The organism is Microvirga ossetica, assembly GCF_002741015.1.
Lineage (GTDB): Bacteria > Pseudomonadota > Alphaproteobacteria > Rhizobiales > Beijerinckiaceae > Microvirga > Microvirga ossetica.
Genome location: NZ_CP016616.1, coordinates 948,391 through 965,001 on the forward strand (window position 1 = coordinate 948,391; position 16,611 = coordinate 965,001).

15 protein-coding genes are annotated in these 16,611 nt (G+C 66.1%); all 15 read right to left on the reverse strand.

Annotated features, from left to right (window positions below; translation table 11 throughout):
• Window positions 1-184: 184 nt before the first annotated feature.
• Window positions 185-3,136 carry a bifunctional [glutamine synthetase] adenylyltransferase/[glutamine synthetase]-adenylyl-L-tyrosine phosphorylase gene (locus tag BB934_RS04430; protein ID WP_099508544.1) on the reverse strand — a complete coding sequence of 984 codons (2,952 nt, stop codon included), beginning with the start codon at window positions 3,134-3,136 and terminating at the stop codon, window positions 185-187.
• 91 nt (window positions 3,137-3,227) lie between these two features.
• Window positions 3,228-4,649: a HAMP domain-containing sensor histidine kinase gene (locus BB934_RS04435; protein WP_173909420.1), complete on the reverse strand. Its 1,422-nt coding sequence runs from the start codon at window positions 4,647-4,649 to the stop codon at window positions 3,228-3,230.
• A 166-nt stretch (window positions 4,650-4,815) separates the two neighbouring features.
• Window positions 4,816-5,514: a winged helix-turn-helix domain-containing protein gene (locus BB934_RS04440; RefSeq protein ID WP_099508546.1), complete on the reverse strand. Its 699-nt coding sequence runs from the start codon at window positions 5,512-5,514 to the stop codon at window positions 4,816-4,818.
• Between the two features lie 148 nt (window positions 5,515-5,662).
• A complete protein-coding gene (locus BB934_RS04445) occupies window positions 5,663-6,874 on the reverse strand; it encodes a S1C family serine protease (RefSeq protein ID WP_099508547.1) in 1,212 nt (403 codons plus the stop codon).
• Between the two features lie 129 nt (window positions 6,875-7,003).
• On the reverse strand, window positions 7,004-7,402 hold the full coding sequence (locus BB934_RS04450; protein ID WP_099508548.1) for a hypothetical protein: 399 nt from the start codon (window positions 7,400-7,402) through the stop codon (window positions 7,004-7,006).
• Window positions 7,403-7,569: 167 nt separating this feature from the next.
• A complete protein-coding gene (locus BB934_RS04455; RefSeq protein WP_099508549.1) occupies window positions 7,570-8,028 on the reverse strand; it encodes a cytochrome c-type biogenesis protein in 459 nt (152 codons plus the stop codon).
• A 4-nt stretch (window positions 8,029-8,032) separates the two neighbouring features.
• Entirely contained in the window at window positions 8,033-10,015 is a 1,983-nt protein-coding gene (locus tag BB934_RS04460; protein ID WP_099508550.1) for a heme lyase CcmF/NrfE family subunit, read from the reverse strand.
• Between the two features lie 29 nt (window positions 10,016-10,044).
• Complete coding sequence (gene ccmE / locus BB934_RS04465) at window positions 10,045-10,503, reverse strand: cytochrome c maturation protein CcmE (RefSeq protein WP_099508551.1); 459 nt, start codon at window positions 10,501-10,503, stop codon at window positions 10,045-10,047.
• A complete protein-coding gene (gene ccmI, locus BB934_RS04470) occupies window positions 10,500-11,591 on the reverse strand; it encodes a c-type cytochrome biogenesis protein CcmI (RefSeq protein ID WP_099508552.1) in 1,092 nt (363 codons plus the stop codon). Before ccmI ends, ccmE begins: the two co-directional genes overlap by 4 nt.
• A gap of 232 nt (window positions 11,592-11,823) precedes the next feature.
• Entirely contained in the window at window positions 11,824-13,221 is a 1,398-nt protein-coding gene (locus BB934_RS04475) for a sensor histidine kinase (RefSeq protein ID WP_099508553.1), read from the reverse strand.
• Window positions 13,218-13,889 (reverse strand): response regulator transcription factor, encoded by a 672-nt coding sequence (locus tag BB934_RS04480; RefSeq protein WP_099508554.1) that lies wholly within the window; start codon window positions 13,887-13,889, stop codon window positions 13,218-13,220. The genes BB934_RS04475 and BB934_RS04480 overlap by 4 nt, the downstream gene beginning before the upstream one ends.
• Window positions 13,890-13,903: 14 nt before the next feature.
• Window positions 13,904-14,218: a PepSY domain-containing protein gene (locus BB934_RS04485; RefSeq protein WP_099508555.1), complete on the reverse strand. Its 315-nt coding sequence runs from the start codon at window positions 14,216-14,218 to the stop codon at window positions 13,904-13,906.
• A gap of 83 nt (window positions 14,219-14,301) precedes the next feature.
• A complete protein-coding gene (locus BB934_RS04490; protein WP_099508556.1) occupies window positions 14,302-14,511 on the reverse strand; it encodes a hypothetical protein in 210 nt (69 codons plus the stop codon).
• Between the two features lie 13 nt (window positions 14,512-14,524).
• The gene (locus BB934_RS04495; RefSeq protein ID WP_099508557.1) at window positions 14,525-15,061 is read right to left on the reverse strand and encodes a glycoside hydrolase family 108 protein; all 537 of its coding nucleotides are present in this window, start codon (window positions 15,059-15,061) and stop codon (window positions 14,525-14,527) included.
• A 9-nt stretch (window positions 15,062-15,070) separates the two neighbouring features.
• Window positions 15,071-16,609: a DUF2793 domain-containing protein gene (locus BB934_RS04500; RefSeq protein ID WP_157934032.1), complete on the reverse strand. Its 1,539-nt coding sequence runs from the start codon at window positions 16,607-16,609 to the stop codon at window positions 15,071-15,073.
• Window positions 16,610-16,611 lie beyond the last annotated feature (2 nt).

The following is a 16,611-nucleotide window of genomic DNA, read 5'->3' on the forward strand; positions in this document are numbered from 1 at the left end:
GGTTCAGGGCATTCCAAGCAAATTTTCCGGGGACCGATAACTCTGGGGACGGAGGGGTTTTTAGGATTATTTAATACATAAGCACTTCATAAATATACGAAAAGTTTTATCTTCCCATACGAATCGCAACTCATAATAATCATTGCCGAAACGTCATCTGGCTATGGGCGTCCGGCGTTAAACGTCACGATGCCGTTGCACCAAAAATCGCGCTGACCTTGCGATACATCTCCCGGAGCTGCTCCAGCAGCACCTTCGCGCTCGGCAGCCCCGCCACCGTCGCCAAACGCTTGAGGATCACCGGCGGGACCTTTTCGGCATCGAACTTGCCTTCGATGGTCAGGCGCTGCCATTGGAAGATGTCGTTGAAGAGACGGTGCGCGTCGACGAGCGTCCTTGCGTCATCTTGTGAGAGCAACCCGAAAGACTGAGCTTCCGCGAAGGTGGCTTCCGTCGAAAGGCCGGCAAGCTTCGGGTGCTTCTGCGCATGCGCGAGCACCAGTCCCTGCGCCAAAAAGTCGAGATCGGTGAGGCCGCCGCGGACGAGCTTCATGTCCCACGGATCGTCGTCACCCTTCTCCTGCGCGATCAGCTCGCGCATGGCGCGCACGTCCTTGAACACGGCCCTCGGATCGCGTTTGGCGGTGAGAATGTCCTTCACGGAACGTGTGACGTCCGTCCCAAAAACTTCGTCGCCGGCGAGCACGCGGGCGCGGGTGAGCGCCATGTGCTCCCAGAGCTCGGCCTCGGTCTTCTGGTAATTGACGAAGCCCTTGAACTGCGACGCGACAGGCCCCTTGCCGCCCTGCGGGCGCAGGCGCAGGTCGACCTCGTAGAGCAGGCCGCGGCGCGTCGGCACCGTGAGCGCGGAGACGAGGCGCTGCGTCAGGCGTGTGTAATAGACCACCGCGTCGAGCTTCTTCGGTCCATTGCTCTCGCGGCGCTCTTCGTCGAAATCGTAGATAACCACGAGGTCGAGATCGGAGCCGGCCGTCAGCTCGCGGCTGCCAAGACGCCCGAGCCCGAGGATCGCGATCTTCGCACCGGGCACCGCGCCGTGCTCGGCCTCAAACGCGCGGCGCACTTCCTCGAACGACGTGCGGATGACGGCGCGCGCGATGGCGGCATAGGCCTCGCCCGTCTGCGTCGGCGAGAGAACGCCCGAGAGCAACCGCGCACCGGTGACGAAGCGCATCTGCCGCGCCGCATCGCGGACGCGGTCCAAAAAGTCCTCGAAGTCGCGCGGCGGGCCGATGAGCTGGCGCACTTGGGCTTCGATGGCCTCGTCGTCGGCGGTGGGCGTGCCGAAGGCGGGATCGATGAGCGCATCGAGCACATGCGGCGATTGCGCCACCGTGTCGGCAAGGCGCGGCGCGGTGCCGAGAAGATCGGCGAAGAGAAGTCGCAGGCGATCGTGCGATTGCAGGATGGTGAGGAGTTCGACCGCTGCCGGCATGCGGCCGAACGCACGGTCGAGCGCTGCGAGCGCGCCGTCGGGATCGGCGGTGCCGCCGAGCGCGGAAAGCAATGCGGGTGTGAGCTCGGTCAGCACCTCCCGTGCGCGCGCGCTCTGAATCGCGGGACGGCGGCCGAAATGCCAGCCACGCACGGTTTCCGCCACGCGCTCGGGCTCGCGGAAGCCGAGGCGCTGCAAGGTCGCGAGCGTATCGGGATCGTTGTCCGAACCTGTGAAGACGAGGCTGCCCACATCGGTGGCGAGTTCCGGCCCCTCCTCGAAGAGAAGCGCGTAATGCCCTTGCACGATCTTCGCCTGATCGGTCAGGGCCTTCGAGAAGGCTTTCACGGTCGGATAGCCGCAGAACTTGGCGAAGCGCTTCAGCTGCTCCTCGTCCGACGGCAGGCGCTGCGTCTGTTCATCGGCCACCATCTGCAGCCGGTGCTCGATGGTGCGCAGGAAACGGTAGGCCTCGGAGAGCTCGTCGCGGGCCCTCGCGGTGATCCAGCCTTCGTCGTGGAGCGCTTTCAGCATGTCGAGCGTGCGCCGGCCGCGCAAGCCCGGGCGACGTCCGCCGAAGACGAGCTGCTGCGTCTGCACGAAGAACTCGATCTCGCGGATGCCGCCGCGTCCGAGCTTGATGTCGTGGCCTGCCACCGCGATCTCGTCGTGCCCGCGCACCGCGTGGATCTGCCGCTTCATGGCATGCACGTCGGCAATGGAGGCGAAGTCGAAATACTTGCGCCAGATGAAAGGGCGCAGCTCGTTCAGAAAGGTCTCGCCGAGCGCAAGATCGCCTGCAACGGGCCTTGCCTTGATGAGCGCCGCACGCTCCCAGTTCTGGCCGACGGTCTCGTAATAGACATAAGCGGAGGCGAGCGACACGGCGGTCGGCGTCGATCCGGGATCGGGGCGCAGGCGGTAGTCGACGCGATGCACATAGCCGTCGGCGGTACGCTCCTGCAGAAGCTTGGCGAGCTGCTGCGCGATGCGGGTATAGATCGTCGCCGCCTCGGAAGGATCGCGCAGCGCCTTCGTTTCCGGATCGAAGAAGATCACGAGGTCTATGTCGCTCGAGTAGTTGAGCTCCCCTGCCCCGTGCTTACCGAGCGCGAGCACGGTGAAGCCCGAGCCCTCGCCGGGCGATTCCGGATCCTGCAGATTGACGCGCCCGAGATCGGCCATCTCGGTGAGAACGAGGTTGACGCCACCGGCGACGGAGGCATCGGCGAAGTCGGAGAGAGCCTGCGTGACCTGCTCCGTGCTCCAGAGGCCGCCGATATCGGCGGCTGCCACGAGCAGCGCATGAGCGTTGCGGTTCCGCCGGAACGCCCGCACCGCCTGGTCGCGCGTCATCGCGCCGGAACGCAGCACGCGAAAGAGATCGGTCTGGTTCTTGACGATGGCGCGGTGCGTCTCCTCGGGCGCGGTGAACGCAAGCCTCGCGACACGGGCCGGGTCGTTGACGGCAAGCTGCCAGAGAAAGGGCGAATGATCGGCGATCCCAAGAAGAAGGTCGCGAAAGAGTCCTTCGTCGAGATGCTGCAGGAGGGAAGCCGCCTCCGGCTCGTCGCGCACGCGACCGATGAAATCCTTCAGCTGCGCCTTCGCGCGCTTCTGGTCGGCCACGAGCGGCGCCTTCGTCAGGCGGTTGAGGAGGGAGGTCTTCGAATCCGGCACGGGGCGTCTCTTCGTCTTCCTGCGAAGGCCCGAGTGTTCACGGTGCGGCGCCGGAGGCAACCGAAAAATGCCGTTATGCTTCCATGCAGCCTCAGGCGGCCGATTGCAGCGGCGGCTGCGGCAGTTCCATGGCCGTCAGAGGCAGGCAGAGAACGACGCGCAGTCCCGGCGCGTTGTCCTCCAGCCGCAGTGTTCCGCCGTGGAGCCGGGCCACGGCAGCCGCGAGGCTCAATCCTAAGCCGAAGCCGGGTCGGGAGCGCGCCGTTTCCAGGCGTACGAAGCGCTCCAGCACATGGCCCCGCTCGGATTCCGGAATGCCGGGGCCGCGATCGGCCACCGCAATCCTGACCTCGCCATCCTGACGATGGGCGGATACGCTGATCGTTTTCTCGGATATCCCCGGCGTCGCGCCGTATTTCAGGGCGTTGTCGAGAAGGTTCGCCACCGCCTGTCCCAGAAGCTCTCGGCTGCCATGAATGGGCAGGCCGTCCTCTACGGAGATGTCCAGAGACACGCCGGCCTCCTCGGCGAGCGCCTCGTACAGCTCCGCCACGTCGCGCACGGCCTCGGCCGCGTCGAAATCGGCGAGCCCCTCGCGGGCGTTCCCGGCCTCCAGCCGCGCGATCATGAGCAGCGCGTTGAAGATGCGGATGAGATTGTCGCTTTCCTCGATGGTGGCCTCGAGCGCGGATTTGAGCTCGTCGGGCGTGCTCGCCGTGCGCAGGGCCGCGTCGGCCTTGTTGCGCAGGCGCGTCAGGGGCGTCTTGAGATCGTGGGCGATGTTGTCGGACACCTCCTGCATGCCGCGCATCAATTCGCCGATGCGGTCGAGCATGTCGTTGAGGTTCTGGGCGAGACGATCGAGCTCGTCGCCGGTTCCGGCCACCTTCAGCCGGCCGCCGAGATCGCCGGCCATGATGTGGCGCGTGATCTCTGTCATGTCGTCCACGCGCTTCAGCACGCGGCGCGTGATGAACCAGCCGCCGACGCAGCCGAGAACGCCGATGAAGAGCAGCGAATAGCCGAAAGCTCTGTAGATGACCTCCTGCAGCCGTCGGCGATCCTCGATATCGCGCCCGACGAGCAGCCTGAACCCGCCGGGAAGAAGATAGACGCGCACGATGGCCACGTCGGGCTTCGCCTCCGTTTCATCCGTGCGGTTGTAGAGCGTTTCGAACTGACCGGTCCGGCCGATCACGCCCGGCGGCAACGCGCCGATATTGCCCGCAACCCGCTCCCCCGCTTCGGTGGTGACGAGATAGAGCATGGCGCCTGGCGCGCGCGAGCGCCGCTCGACGATGTTCACGAGGCGCCGCAATCCTCCGAACCTGTACTGCTCGGACAGGCTGTTGATCTCGGTCTCGATGGTGGACACGAACTGATCGGTCAGAAGGCGCTGGGCGTTCCAGGCCACGTAGCCTAAGCCCACGAAGGCGAAGATGGTGAAGATCAGCAGATAGGCGAAGGACAGCTTGAAGGCTGTCGTCCGGAAGAGCTTGCCGAGCGCGGTCACGATCCGCTTCCGTCACCTCTCCCCAGTAGGGAGAGTTCGAGCGCAGCGAGGGTGAGGGGGAGAGCGCTCTCCGGAAAGACCTGTAACCCCTCACCCGCCGCGCTGGCGCGCGTCGACCTCTCCCTCAAGGAGAGGTTTGGGCCACGGCGGGGGAGCACCGGCAGTTTCACTCCTCGTCCCCTTCCGCCCCGACGCGCACCATGTAGCCCGCGCCGCGGATGGTGTGGATGAGCGGCTTGTCGAAGCCCTTGTCGATCTTGGCGCGCAGGCGCGAGACGTGAACGTCGATCACGTTGGTCTGGGGATCGAAATGGTAGTCCCACACATGCTCGAGCAGCATGGTGCGGGTGACGACCTGGTTGGCGTTCTTCATCAGGTATTCGAGCAGGCGGAACTCACGCGGCTGCAGCACGATCTCGTGGCCGGAGCGGGTGACCCGGTGGGACAGGCGGTCGAGCTCGAGATCGGCGATGCGGTAGAGCGTAGGCTCGGTGTTCGGCGTGGAGGCACGGCGGCGCGAGAGAACTTCCACGCGGGCCAGAAGCTCGGAGAAGGCATAGGGCTTGGGGAGATAATCGTCGCCGCCGGCGCGCAGGCCCTTCACCCGGTCGTCGACCTGGCCGAGGGCGGAGAGGATGAGAACCGGCGTCTCGACCTTCTGCTCGCGCAGGGAACGGATCAGGGACAGGCCATCGAGCTTGGGCAGCATGCGGTCGACCACGAGCACGTCGTAGTCGCTTGCCTCGGCCATGGCATAGCCGTCGAGGCCATCGGCGGCATGGTCCGCCACGTGGCCCGCTTCGCGAAACGCCTTGACGAGATAGGAGGCCGCCTCCCGGTCGTCCTCGATGATGAGAATCCGCATGAGCCCGCACGCAAGAAAAAAGCCCGCCGGCAGTCCGGCCCTGGAGGGGAGAGGCCGGACTGCCGTGGGCAGAAGACACCAGGACTTGGGGGCAATCAACTGGAAAGCCTGGTGTCGATGCAGTTATCGGGTCGGATTAGACGCCCGACTAGACGCCCTTGGGCTGGCTCCCGACCTCGAGGGTCACGGTCCGCTCCTTGCCTTCGCGCCACAGGGTGAGCGAGAGGGACTTGCCCGGAGCGACGGTGGCCACCTTGCGGGAAAGGTCCTTGGCCTCGTTGATCGTCTGCCCGTCGACGGCGATGATCGTGTCGCCGGTGCGGATTCCGGCCTTCGCGGCGGGGCTGTCCTTGATGGCCTCGGCGACGAGGGCGCCCTTGGGCTCCTTCAGGCCGATGGCCTCGGCGATCTCCTTGGTCACCGGCTGCATCTGCACGCCGATGAAGCCGCGGGTCACGGATCCCTTGTCCTTCAGGGAAGCGACCACGCTCTCGACCGTGCTCGAGGGGATGGCAAACGCAATACCCACATTGCCGCCCGACGGCGAGAAGATCGCGGTGTTCACGCCCACGACCTCACCGGCGAGGTTGAAGGTCGGGCCGCCCGAATTGCCCTTGTTCACCGAGGCGTCGATCTGGATGAAGTCGTCGTAGGGGCCGGCGCCGATGTCGCGGTGCTGGGCCGAGACGATGCCGGCCGTCACGGTGCCGCCGAGACCGAACGGGTTGCCGATGGCAACAACCCAGTCGCCGATCCGGGCCTTCTGGCCGGCGAGGCGGACGTAAGGAAAGTCCTTGCCCTCGACCTTCAGCAGCGCGAGATCGGTCTTCTCGTCGGTTCCGATGACCTTGGCGTCGAGCGTCTTGCCGTCATCCATGGTGATCTGCACCTCGGAACCGTTGTCGACCACGTGGTTGTTGGTCACCACATAGCCGTCGGCCGAAATGAAGAAGCCGGAGCCGAGGGATTGGCCGAACTGGCGCGGACGCTCCTGGCGCGGGCCGCGGTCGCCACGGCCGGGCATCTGGTCGCGGAACTGGCGGAAGAAGCGCTCCATCGGATGGCCCGGGGGCAGATCGGGCATCGAGAACTGCTGGCCGTCGCCGTCATCGTCCCGATCGGCAACGTTCTGCACCTTGACCTTCACGGCGACGACCGCGGGCTTCACCTGGTCGATCACATCGGCGAAGGAGGGAACGTTCTGCACCGGCTGCGACATGGAGCGCAGCTCGGCATGGGCCGGGCTGGGGGCAACCAGACCGCTCTCGACGGCGCCGCCCGCGATGAGGGCGGCAACGGCCGCTGCGCCGAGCCATTTGGCGGTGCGCTTGCGGGGGGAAGTGGAAACCTTGTCCAACATGTCTTGTCTCTCCTGAAGAACCTTTGGAAGAACCGTTCCCGGTTCGTCATGGGAGCAAGATGGGGTGTGGCGCCTTACGGCACGCTCACCCGAAGATGAATTGTTGGTAAGGTTTCGAAAGAGGTGGCCTCATCCCCTCCTGCGCGAGGAGATCCGGGTCTTCTTGCCCTTGAGGGTCTTCGCCTTGACGGTCCTGAGCGACGAAACCTTCGTTTTTCTCCGCTCCTTGCTTGGCGAGACTGCCGCCTGTGCCGGCGCGGCATCCATCGCATCGTCAAGCACCCTCTTCGGCGGCAGCGGCTGACCGTTATGCGCCACGACGGAACGCTCGAGACATTGGCTCACATAGGCCGCCCGACGTTCGACGATGCGCCGGTAATCGTCGACCTCGATCTTTCCTTTCGAGACGATGCGGCTCCTCGCCTCGATGCGACAGGCCTCGCGCTTCGCGACGAGAGTCTCGCTCGATTGCGCGGCGACAGGGAGGGTCAGGAGAATCAGGCAAAATCCATAGGCCGCAGGTTTCACGACCGTGCCTTTCGCGCGGGGAATTCGGGAGATGCAGAAGGCCCGATATCAGCCCATTTTAAGCTTGGCACCACAACAAAATGGTATGATCCCCACAAAGAAAATGTGACGGTTAATCGCGAGGAATTTTAACCTGCGACCGCCGTTTTTTCCTGAAGATTCTGGGCTCAAACCTGATCGCGCTTGAGCAGCTCTTCGAGCTTTCTCTCCTCGTCCGCATCGAGCGCCGCGGTGGCGCTTTGCGGACGGCGGCGCAGGGCGGCATAGGCGCCGATGCCGCCGAGGATCAGGACGAGGGCGGGCGTCAGCCAGAGCAGCAGGGTATGCGTGCCGAAGGCGGGCTTGAGCAGCACGAACTCGCCGTAGCGCTGGACCAGGAAATCGTGCACCTGCTCGTCCGTATCGCCGGCCACCAGACGCTCGCGCACCAGGAGCCGCAGGTCCTTGGCGAGCTGCGCATCGGAATCGTCGATGGACTGGTTCTGGCACACAAGGCAGCGCAGGCCCGCAGAGATCTCGCGGGCGCGCTTTTCGAGCGCGGAATCCTTCAGCACCTCGTCCAGCTGAACGGCGAAGGCAGCGCTGCCGAAGACCAGCGCCGCGATGAGCGCGAGCACGAAGCGCATCGCCCTACTCCGCCGGAACCGCGTTTGGCGGCGCGGCCTTCGCGCGCGCCGGAGTACCGATGCGCAGGCGCCGGTCCATCAGGGACAGCGTGCCGCCCGCCGCCATGACGAGGGAGCCGATCCAGATCAGCAGAACCAGCGGCTTGTGGTAGAGCCGCATGCCGATGGATCCATCCGCCTGCACCTCGCCGATGCTGGCATAGACCTGTCCGAGCCCGGTGGTCAGGATCCCCGCCTCCGTCGTCGGCATGCCGCGGGTCACGTAGAGCCGCTTGATCGTCTCGATGGTGCCGAGCTCGCGGCCGGAGCCGAAGACCGTCAGGATGGCCACATCGTCGCGGTAATTGGCCTCGACGCGCGGGATGACCCGCTCGAGCCGGACCTCATAATCGCCGGCCTTGAGGCGCTCGCCGGGCCTCACGCTGCCGATGGTCTCCACGCCCCAGGCGGTGGCGGCGATTCCGATGACCGTGAGGCCGACGCCCGCATGGGCGATCGTCGTGCCCCAGGCCGAGCGCGGCAGGCCTCGCGCTTTACGCCACGCGACCGACAGGGGCGTGCCTCTGGACCAGGAGCGCGTGACGATCTCGTTGAGTGAGCCAAGGACGATATAGATCCCGAGACCGATGCCGAGCGGCGCCGCCACGGGCCCGCCATGCTGGAACGCGAGCATGGCAAGGGTTGCCAGCAGCGCGACCCCGAACACGGCGTAGAGGCGTTGCGCAGTGCCGAGGAAGTTGCCGCGCTTCCAGGCGAGCGTCTGCCCGAGCGGCAGCAGCAGCAGCAGCGGAACGATCAGCGGCAGGAAGGTGAAGTTGAAGAAGGGCGCGCCGACGGAGATCTTTTCGCCGGTCAGAACCTCGAGGGCCAGCGGATAGAGCGTGCCGATGAACACCGTCGCGCAGGCGGTGGCGAGAAAGAGGTTGTTGAGGACGAGCGCGCCCTCGCGGGAGACCGGCGCGAACAGGCCGCCCTGCTTGAGCATCGGCGCGCGCCAGGCGAAGAGCGCGAGCGAGCCGCCGATGAAGAGGATGAGGATGCCGAGGATGAAGGTGCCGCGTTCGGGGTCGACCGCGAAGGAATGCACCGAGGTGAGCACACCGGAACGGACGAGGAAGGTGCCGAGCAGCGAGAGCGAGAAGGTCAGAATGGCGAGAAGGATCGTCCAGACCTTCAACGCATCGCGTTTCTCCATCACCACCGTCGAGTGCACGAGCGCGGTGCCGGCGAGCCACGGCATGAGCGAGGCGTTCTCCACCGGATCCCAGAACCACCAGCCGCCCCAGCCGAGCTCGTAATAGGCCCAGTAGGAGCCCATGGCGATGCCCAGCGTCAGGAAGGCCCAGGCGCCGAGGGTCCAGGGCCGCACGATCCGCGCCCAGACCGCGTCGATGCGTCCGTCGATGAGCGCCGCGCAGGCGAAGGCGAAGGAGATCGAGAAACCGACATAGCCGATGTAGAGAAGCGGCGGATGGATCGCGAGGCCGGGATCCTGCAGCAGCGGATTGAGGTCCTGCCCGTCCATCGGCGCCGGAACGACCCGTGTGAAGGGGTTCGAGGTCGTGAGGATGAAGAGCAGGAAGGCGATGGTGATGGCGGCCTGAACCGCGAGCGTGTTCGCCTGGAGCCGCATGGGAACGCTGTTGCGGGAAAGCGCCACCACGCCGCCGAACAAGGCGAGGATCAGCACCCAGAGCAGCATGGAACCCTCGTGGTTCCCCCAGACGCCGGAGATCTTGTAGATCAGCGGTTTCGCTGAATGCGAGTTCTGGACGACGTTGAGAACCGAGAAGTCGGAATTCAGATAGGCTGAGGTCAGCGCCAGGAACGAGAAGGCGATGCAGGCGAGCACGGCGAGCGCGCTTGCAGGCGCCACGGCCATCAGCACGGGATCGTTGGCGCGCGCGCCCCAGAGCGGCACGACGAACTGGATCAGCGACAACCCCAGCGCCAGCGCGAGTGCGAAATGTCCGGCCTCGACCAACACGAGGTCTCTCCCTTGCTACCTGCGTCTCGTTATTGCGTCTTGGGCGCGGCGTTCGCCTCGCCCATCCAGTGGCCCTGCTTCTTCAGGCTGTCCGCCACCTCGCGGGGCATGTAGTTCTCGTCGTGCTTGGCGAGGACGGAATCGGCGCGGAAGACGCGCGAACTCTCGAGCACGCCCTCGGCCACGATCCCCTGCCCTTCCCGGAACAGGTCGGGCAGCAGGCCCTTGTAGCTCACCTGGATCGCCGCCTGCGTATCCATCACCTCGAAGGTGATCTGCTGATCGGAGCCGCGCTGCACGGAGCCTTGCCTGACGAGCCCGCCGAGACGGATGCGCGTGCCAGGCTGCACGTTCTTGGCCTGGATGTCCGCCGGCGAGTTGAAGAACACGATGGTGTCGTTCATGGCGTAGAGCACGAGCCCGAGCGCAAGCGCGAGGACACATCCTGCGACACCGATCAGGCTCAGGCGGCGTTGCTTTCTCGTCATGGCCGTGCGTCGGTCAGTTTCAGTTCCTCGGCCATCGTGTCGATGGTCTTCAAGCCGGCAGCGTCCTGCGCCAGGGCCTCCCTGGCGCGATGGGCTGCGGCGACCGCTTTATCACGCTGGCCGAGAACCGCATAGGAGCGCATCAGTCGCGCCCATTCGTCGGGCGTGCCCCCCTGGGCTTCCAGGCGGCTCGCGAGGCCTGCCACCATGCCGGCGATCGCCTCCGGCCCGATCCCGGACGTCGCGCCCTGCCCGGCTTCCGCAGGCGGCGCGCCGAGGGCGACCAGTTCCTGCTTCACCGCATCGACCCAGGGGGCATCGGCCGGAGATGCCGACAGGAGTTCCGTATAGGCAGCCTTTGCCTTCTCGACCTGCCCGTCCTGGGCGGCGGCGCGGGCGAGATAAAAGCGCGCCTTGGGCGAGCCGGCATCGAGCTTGACGGCCTGCTCGAACGCTCCCTGAGCCTCCGCCGAAACGAGCCCATCCTTGGCCATGACCAGCACTTCGCCGTAATTCGCGAAGCGGTCGGCATCCGGCGCCTGATAGCGGATCGCCGCCTCATAGGCCTTCAGGGCATCGTCCATCCGACCCATGCGGACATAGACCGGAGCGATGACCTCCCAGCCGCGCCCGTCCTGGGGGTTCTTGGCGAGATGCGTCTCGATCTGCGCGACGGCCGTCATGAGATCGACGTTGTCCGCCCGCTGCGCCGGCGCCGACGGGCTCGGCAATTGCGGCGAGCCATAGATCTCGTAGGTGGCGAGCGCGAGGATCGGGATGATCGACAGGGCGAGGGTCGAAGCGGCGCGGCGGCGGCGCAGGGCCGGCTCGCCGACGGCGGCAAATCCGTTGCCGCGGCCGCCCGTCGCCCGCAGGAGGCGTCTGCCGGCTTCGGCCTTGGCGGCCTCCGCCTCGCTCGGCATCAGCACGCCGCGCGCCCGGTCCCGCTCGATCTCGGCGATCTGCTCGCGGTAGAACTGTGTGTCCGGATCCACCTGTGCCGACACGGCACGATGACGCGACAGCGGCCAAAGCACCGCCATCACGGCTGCCGCCGTCATCGCCAGAAGGATGATCCAGATCACCATAAAATCCTAAATATCGCGTCCCACCGTGAAGCACGACGGTGGCACGGTGTCACGCGTAAAAGTCCTTAGAGCATCGGACCCAAAAGTGGATTCCACTTTTGGGTCCGATGCTCCTCTTTTTGGCTGGCGCATCGTGCGGACCCAGCGGGCCACGCCAGTGAAAACCGGATCCACTTTTCACTGGCGTGGCCCTTCGGGTCGCTGACGCGGCCCTCTGGGTCCGCACGATGCGCTAGGGTGCGCCCCTGTCCCCGGGGAGTTCGAGGATCGCCCGCAGGCCGCCCATCGGTGAGGCGTCGAGCCGCAGGGAACCGCGATAGAGGGCTGCGAGATCGCTGACGATGGACAGGCCGAGGCCCGAACCGGGCTTCGTCTCGTCGAGGCGGCGGCCGCGCTTGAGGACTTCTTCCCGCGCCGCTTCCGGCAGGCCCGGGCCGTCGTCGTCGATGAGCAGGAGGAAACGCGACCGGTCGTCCTCACGCACGATCTCGGCTGCAACCACCACCTTGCGGGCGGCCCATTTGGCGGCGTTGTCGATGAGGTTGCCGGCCATCTCCTCGAGGTCCTGCCTCTCGCCGCGGAAGCGCAGATCCGGCGGAATCGCGAGCTCGACCGCGAGATCCTTGTCGCGATAGATCTTCGCGAACGTACGCGCGAGCCCGGCGATGACGGGCTCCGCCTCGGTCAGCGTTCCGAGCGTTCCGGCAAGCGCCGCGGCGCGCGCGCGGTCGAGATAGTAGTTGACCTGATCGCGCATGGTCGTCGCCTGCTCGCGAACCCGGGCGGCGACCTCCTCGGGCGCATTCTCGGCCTCGTTCATGATGATGCTGAGCGGCGTCTTGAGCGCGTGGGCGAGATTGCCCACCTGCGTGCGGGCGCGCTCCAGGATCTCCCGGTTGGTGTCGAGCAGGAGATTCAACTCGCTTGCGAGAGGCGAGATGTCGCGCGGATATTCGCCGGCGATACGCTCCGCCTCGCCGCGGCGGATGGCGCCCAATGCGCTGCGCAGATTGGCGAGCGGGCGCAGACCGAAACGGATCTGCAGCAGCGTCGTGAATCCCAGCGCCATGCCGAGAAGCGCGAAGGTGACGGTGAGCGCGAAGATGAAGTCCCGCACCGCCGCGTCGATCTCGTCGGCGGGGCCGGCGACGCGGATGATGTAACGTCCGTCCTCGCCGAGGTCGATGTCGCGCTCGATGATGCGTAAGGAGCGGTCGTCGGGCGCCTTGCCGTAGCCGCGGCGGATCTGGCCGAAGCGATTGTCGCCGGAGGTGAGGTTCGGCAGCTGTCCGCCGAAGAGAGACTTGGAGGAGCGGATCTCGCCGAGCGCCGCATTGGGCCGCGCCACCTGCCAGTACCAGCCCGACAGCGGCAGCTCGAACCGGGGATCGCCGATGGGGCCGAGGTCCCGGTCCGGGTCGCCGGGGCCGACGAGATTGGAGGCGAGCGTGTTGGCGTAGACCAGGAGCCGCTGATCGAAGGCGCGCTCGGTGTTGTCGCGATAGAGCGTCGACAGGATCAGCCCCGCGATCAGCAGGATCGCGAAGCTCCAGAAGACGGAAGAGACCGCGAGGCGGACCGCAATGGGCCGGCTCGCGAAACGGCGCGCGAACGAGGCTAAGCCGCTCACGTCTTGGTCTGGCCCGCGTCGAGGAGATAGCCCAATCCCCGCACGGTCTGGATGATGTCGACGCCGAGCTTTTTGCGGAGCCTGCCGATGAAGACTTCGATGGTGTTCGAATCCCGATCGAAATCCTGATCGTAGAGATGCTCGGTCAGCTCGCCCCGCGAGACGATGCGGCCGGTATGGTGCATGAGATAGGACAGGAGCCGGTACTCGTGCGAGGTGAGCTTCACCGGGTTGCCGTCCACCGCGACGCGGCCGGACCGGGTGTCGAGCTTCACCGGGCCGCAGGCGATCTCGCTCGTGGCGTGGCCGGTGGAGCGGCGCAGCAGGGCGCGCACGCGGGCGAGAAGCTCCTCCATATGGAAGGGCTTCGTTACGTAATCGTCGGCGCCCGCATCGAAGCCCTGAACCTTGTCGCTCCAGCGGTCGCGGGCGGTGAGGATGATGACGGGGGTCTTGTGCCCCTCGCGGCGCCAGGCGGTCAGGACCGAGACGCCGTCCACCTTCGGCAGGCCGAGATCGAGGATGATGGCGTCGTAGGGCTCCGTCTCGCCGAGGAACTGCCCTTCCTCGCCGTCCATGGCGGTATCGACCGCGTAGCCCGCCTGTTCGAGGGCCGTCACGATCTGCTTATTGAGGGTTCTGTCATCCTCGACAACGAGTAGGCGCACGGTTCGAGCTTTCTTTAATGAACGGACTTCACACGCCCGGAGGAGCCGTCGATCATCACTTGCACGATGCGACCGTCCTTCTGCAAGACCATGATCACATAGACAAGGGCGTCGCTTTTGCGGCACAGGCTCGCCCTGACCACGTCGGCGCCGGGAACCTGGCGCCGCGCCGTAATGACGGCGGAGGCCGGTGCGACGACGCCTTTGGCGGCCACAGCTTCCTGCATTTCGCGGGGCGGCAGGCAATTCTCGAGGGCTGCCGACGCGCTTTGCGCCTGCGCCGCCCCCGTGATCCCCCAGAGCCCTATGACCAGCCAAACCAGACGCATGAAAAAACCATGCCTTTGCCGCAATGAACAAATTCTGAATGCCGCCCCGGACGGGAGCCGGCTCCAACCCCCTGAAAATGCTTCTAATTCAGAATCTGTTTCGTAGCCAGGATTCTGAACACCGTCGAGGCGATGAAGCTGCCCGCCGCGAGGAACTGAACGAGCGCTTCCTCGACGGCGCCCATGGTCAGCGCCGAGCCGTCGAAGCCGAAGAGGCCGAGCACCAGAGCGGCAAGCCCGATCAGGTTCGCCCAGACGGTGCGGCTGGCGAAAATTGTCTTGGTATCCAGCATGGAGAATATCCTTTCAGTCGGTGGATGAAGGGGACGCGAGCCGGAGAGCCTCCCGCTCGGTGCCCAGAACCCGCCTCTGCCAGCCGCGACCGAAGACGGGCCAGGTGGCGAGGCGGCGAAGAAAGCGAAGGCGCATGGATGTCAGGCGGCCGATCGCCTGCGGGACATCGGCCCGCCGGGCGGCTGCGAGCGTCACCGGTCCGACGATCCCATCGGCTTCGACGCCGAGGACGGCCTGCAGCAGCCGTACGGCCCGCAGCGGACCCGAATGAACCGCAAGATCGAAGACGGCGAGATCGAGACCGGGCGGCAATTCCTCCGCACGCACGGCATCCCAATAGAGGCGCCGGTAGATCGCGATGGCCCCCTCCCGCGTCAGGTTGCGAACGTCGTCGACGGAGACGGGATGCCCCCTCGCCCGTGCCAACGTCGCATGCGTGATGCCGAAATTGGTCGCTCCGCCCGGGTCGCTCGGATGCTGCACGAAGCCGCCTTCATGCTGCAGCACGAGACCGACGGCATTCTCGAATTGCGATGGGAAACCGGTCACGGGCGATCCTCATGGTTCCGCCTGAAGCGCGATGAAGGCCTGGCTGCCGAAATGCAGATGCCCCACGGCGCCGGCCACCCCGCTGAAGGACGTTCCGGCCTGAAATCTCAAGACCATGCCCGAGGCACTGGGCAAGGTCACGCTCGTCAGTGTCAGCGCTCCGGTCAGTGAAGCCCAGTTCGCGGCACTGTTGTTGAAGAAGGAGACCTGATTGCCGGTCGGCGAACCGTTCGACCAGGCAAAGCCGCTCGTCACGATAACCGGATCGGCCCTCAGGGAAACCGGAAGGGCGACCGGAAGGTCGATCATGGTACCCCCTATGCGTTGTCCGACCGCCAGGAGGACCGACGTCGTCCCGGTGCTGACCGGCAGCCGCTGGAAGGTGCGCCGGCAGCGGAACTCCTCGAGTTCGAGCGTGGTCCCCGCCCAGGCGGTCGCATGGGATCCCACCTCCAGCTTCATGCGCTTGAACGTGCAGGTGCCGGCGGGCTGCAGGCGCACGAGGACGTTGCCGGTTTCCCCCGCTTCGAGCGTCACGCTCGCCGAGCGGCGGCCGGGGCCTGCCGGGATCGTCGCGGCCTTCGTGCCGATGAGAACCGGCAGCGGCGCGGACGGATCTTCCATCGACAGGGTCAGCGCGGCGCCCGCGAAGTTCGCTATTCCGATCTCCGCTATGGCCTGGGCGACATCGACGACCTGCTCGACGGCTCCGGACAGGGTGATCGTGCCATCGGCCGCGCGGCTGAGCGTGCAGCCCGAAGGCCCTGCCCGCCAGCGGTCGAAGCCGTAGCTGCCCGCAGCGAGCGACCCGCCTGCGAACCGGCGCTGGTTCACGAGAAACCCGGCATTGACGAGAAGGTTCGGCCGCGGCACGGCGGCAACGCCGGAGGGAAACGATGCGACGCCGCTCGCGCGCTCGATCAGGAGCGCGTCGCGCCATTCGCTTCCATCCGGCGAGACGCGGATGCGGAAGTCGTCGCTGCCGATCAACCCGGTTTCCGCACGGCCGCTGAAGCCGCGCTGGTAGAGCTGCGAGAGCACGTCCGTCTCGGCGCTCTTGTTGAGCACGAAGCGCAGATCGCCGGTGCCGCCCTCCGCCTCCGACAAAGCCGCGAACAGAGCCGCATTGAGTTTCGCGGAAAGACGGTTCAGGCCGTCGGCGACCGTGCCGAGGCCGAGCCGCTGCAGGTTGTGGATCTCCTCCGGGATGGCACCCACAGCCTTCCAATCCGCGCCGTCGAAGAGGACGAGCAAATCCTCCGCCTCCACGTAGACGAGCCATCCGGAATGCGGTGTGAAGAACCGCCAGGCGCCGAGATCGAACAGCGCGATATGGCCGGCCTGGCCGGCGAAGGCGCCGGTGGCCTCGGTGCCGACGAGGTAGCGGTCGCCTTCCGTGGGCGAGGCCGGCGGCGCATTGCGGCCGCGCTCCTTGACGGCAAGCTGCACCAGCGCATCGAGAGCGGCGAGCGCCTCGTTGTGGGTGACATGCTTTTGCGCCTGCGCCGCGGCGATGAGCGGCAGGGCGAGATGGGGTGTCGATGACATCG

Bases quoted from the DNA above. Each gene is read 5' to 3' on its own strand.
- BB934_RS04455 (WP_099508549.1), bottom strand. From the start codon at position 8,028: ATGCGCTTCGTGCTCGCGCTCATCGCGGCGCTGGTCTTCGGCAGCGCT.
- BB934_RS04440 (WP_099508546.1), bottom strand. From the start codon at position 5,514: ATGCGGATTCTCATCATCGAGGACGACCGGGAGGCGGCCTCCTATCTC.
- ccmE (WP_099508551.1), bottom strand. From the start codon at position 10,503: ATGACGAGAAAGCAACGCCGCCTGAGCCTGATCGGTGTCGCAGGATGT.
- BB934_RS04490 (WP_099508556.1), bottom strand. From the start codon at position 14,511: ATGCTGGATACCAAGACAATTTTCGCCAGCCGCACCGTCTGGGCGAAC.
- BB934_RS04445 (WP_099508547.1), bottom strand. From the start codon at position 6,874: ATGTTGGACAAGGTTTCCACTTCCCCCCGCAAGCGCACCGCCAAATGG.
- BB934_RS04485 (WP_099508555.1), bottom strand. From the start codon at position 14,218: ATGCGTCTGGTTTGGCTGGTCATAGGGCTCTGGGGGATCACGGGGGCG.
- BB934_RS04500 (WP_157934032.1), bottom strand. From the start codon at position 16,609: ATGTCATCGACACCCCATCTCGCCCTGCCGCTCATCGCCGCGGCGCAG.
- ccmI (WP_099508552.1), bottom strand. From the start codon at position 11,591: ATGGTGATCTGGATCATCCTTCTGGCGATGACGGCGGCAGCCGTGATG.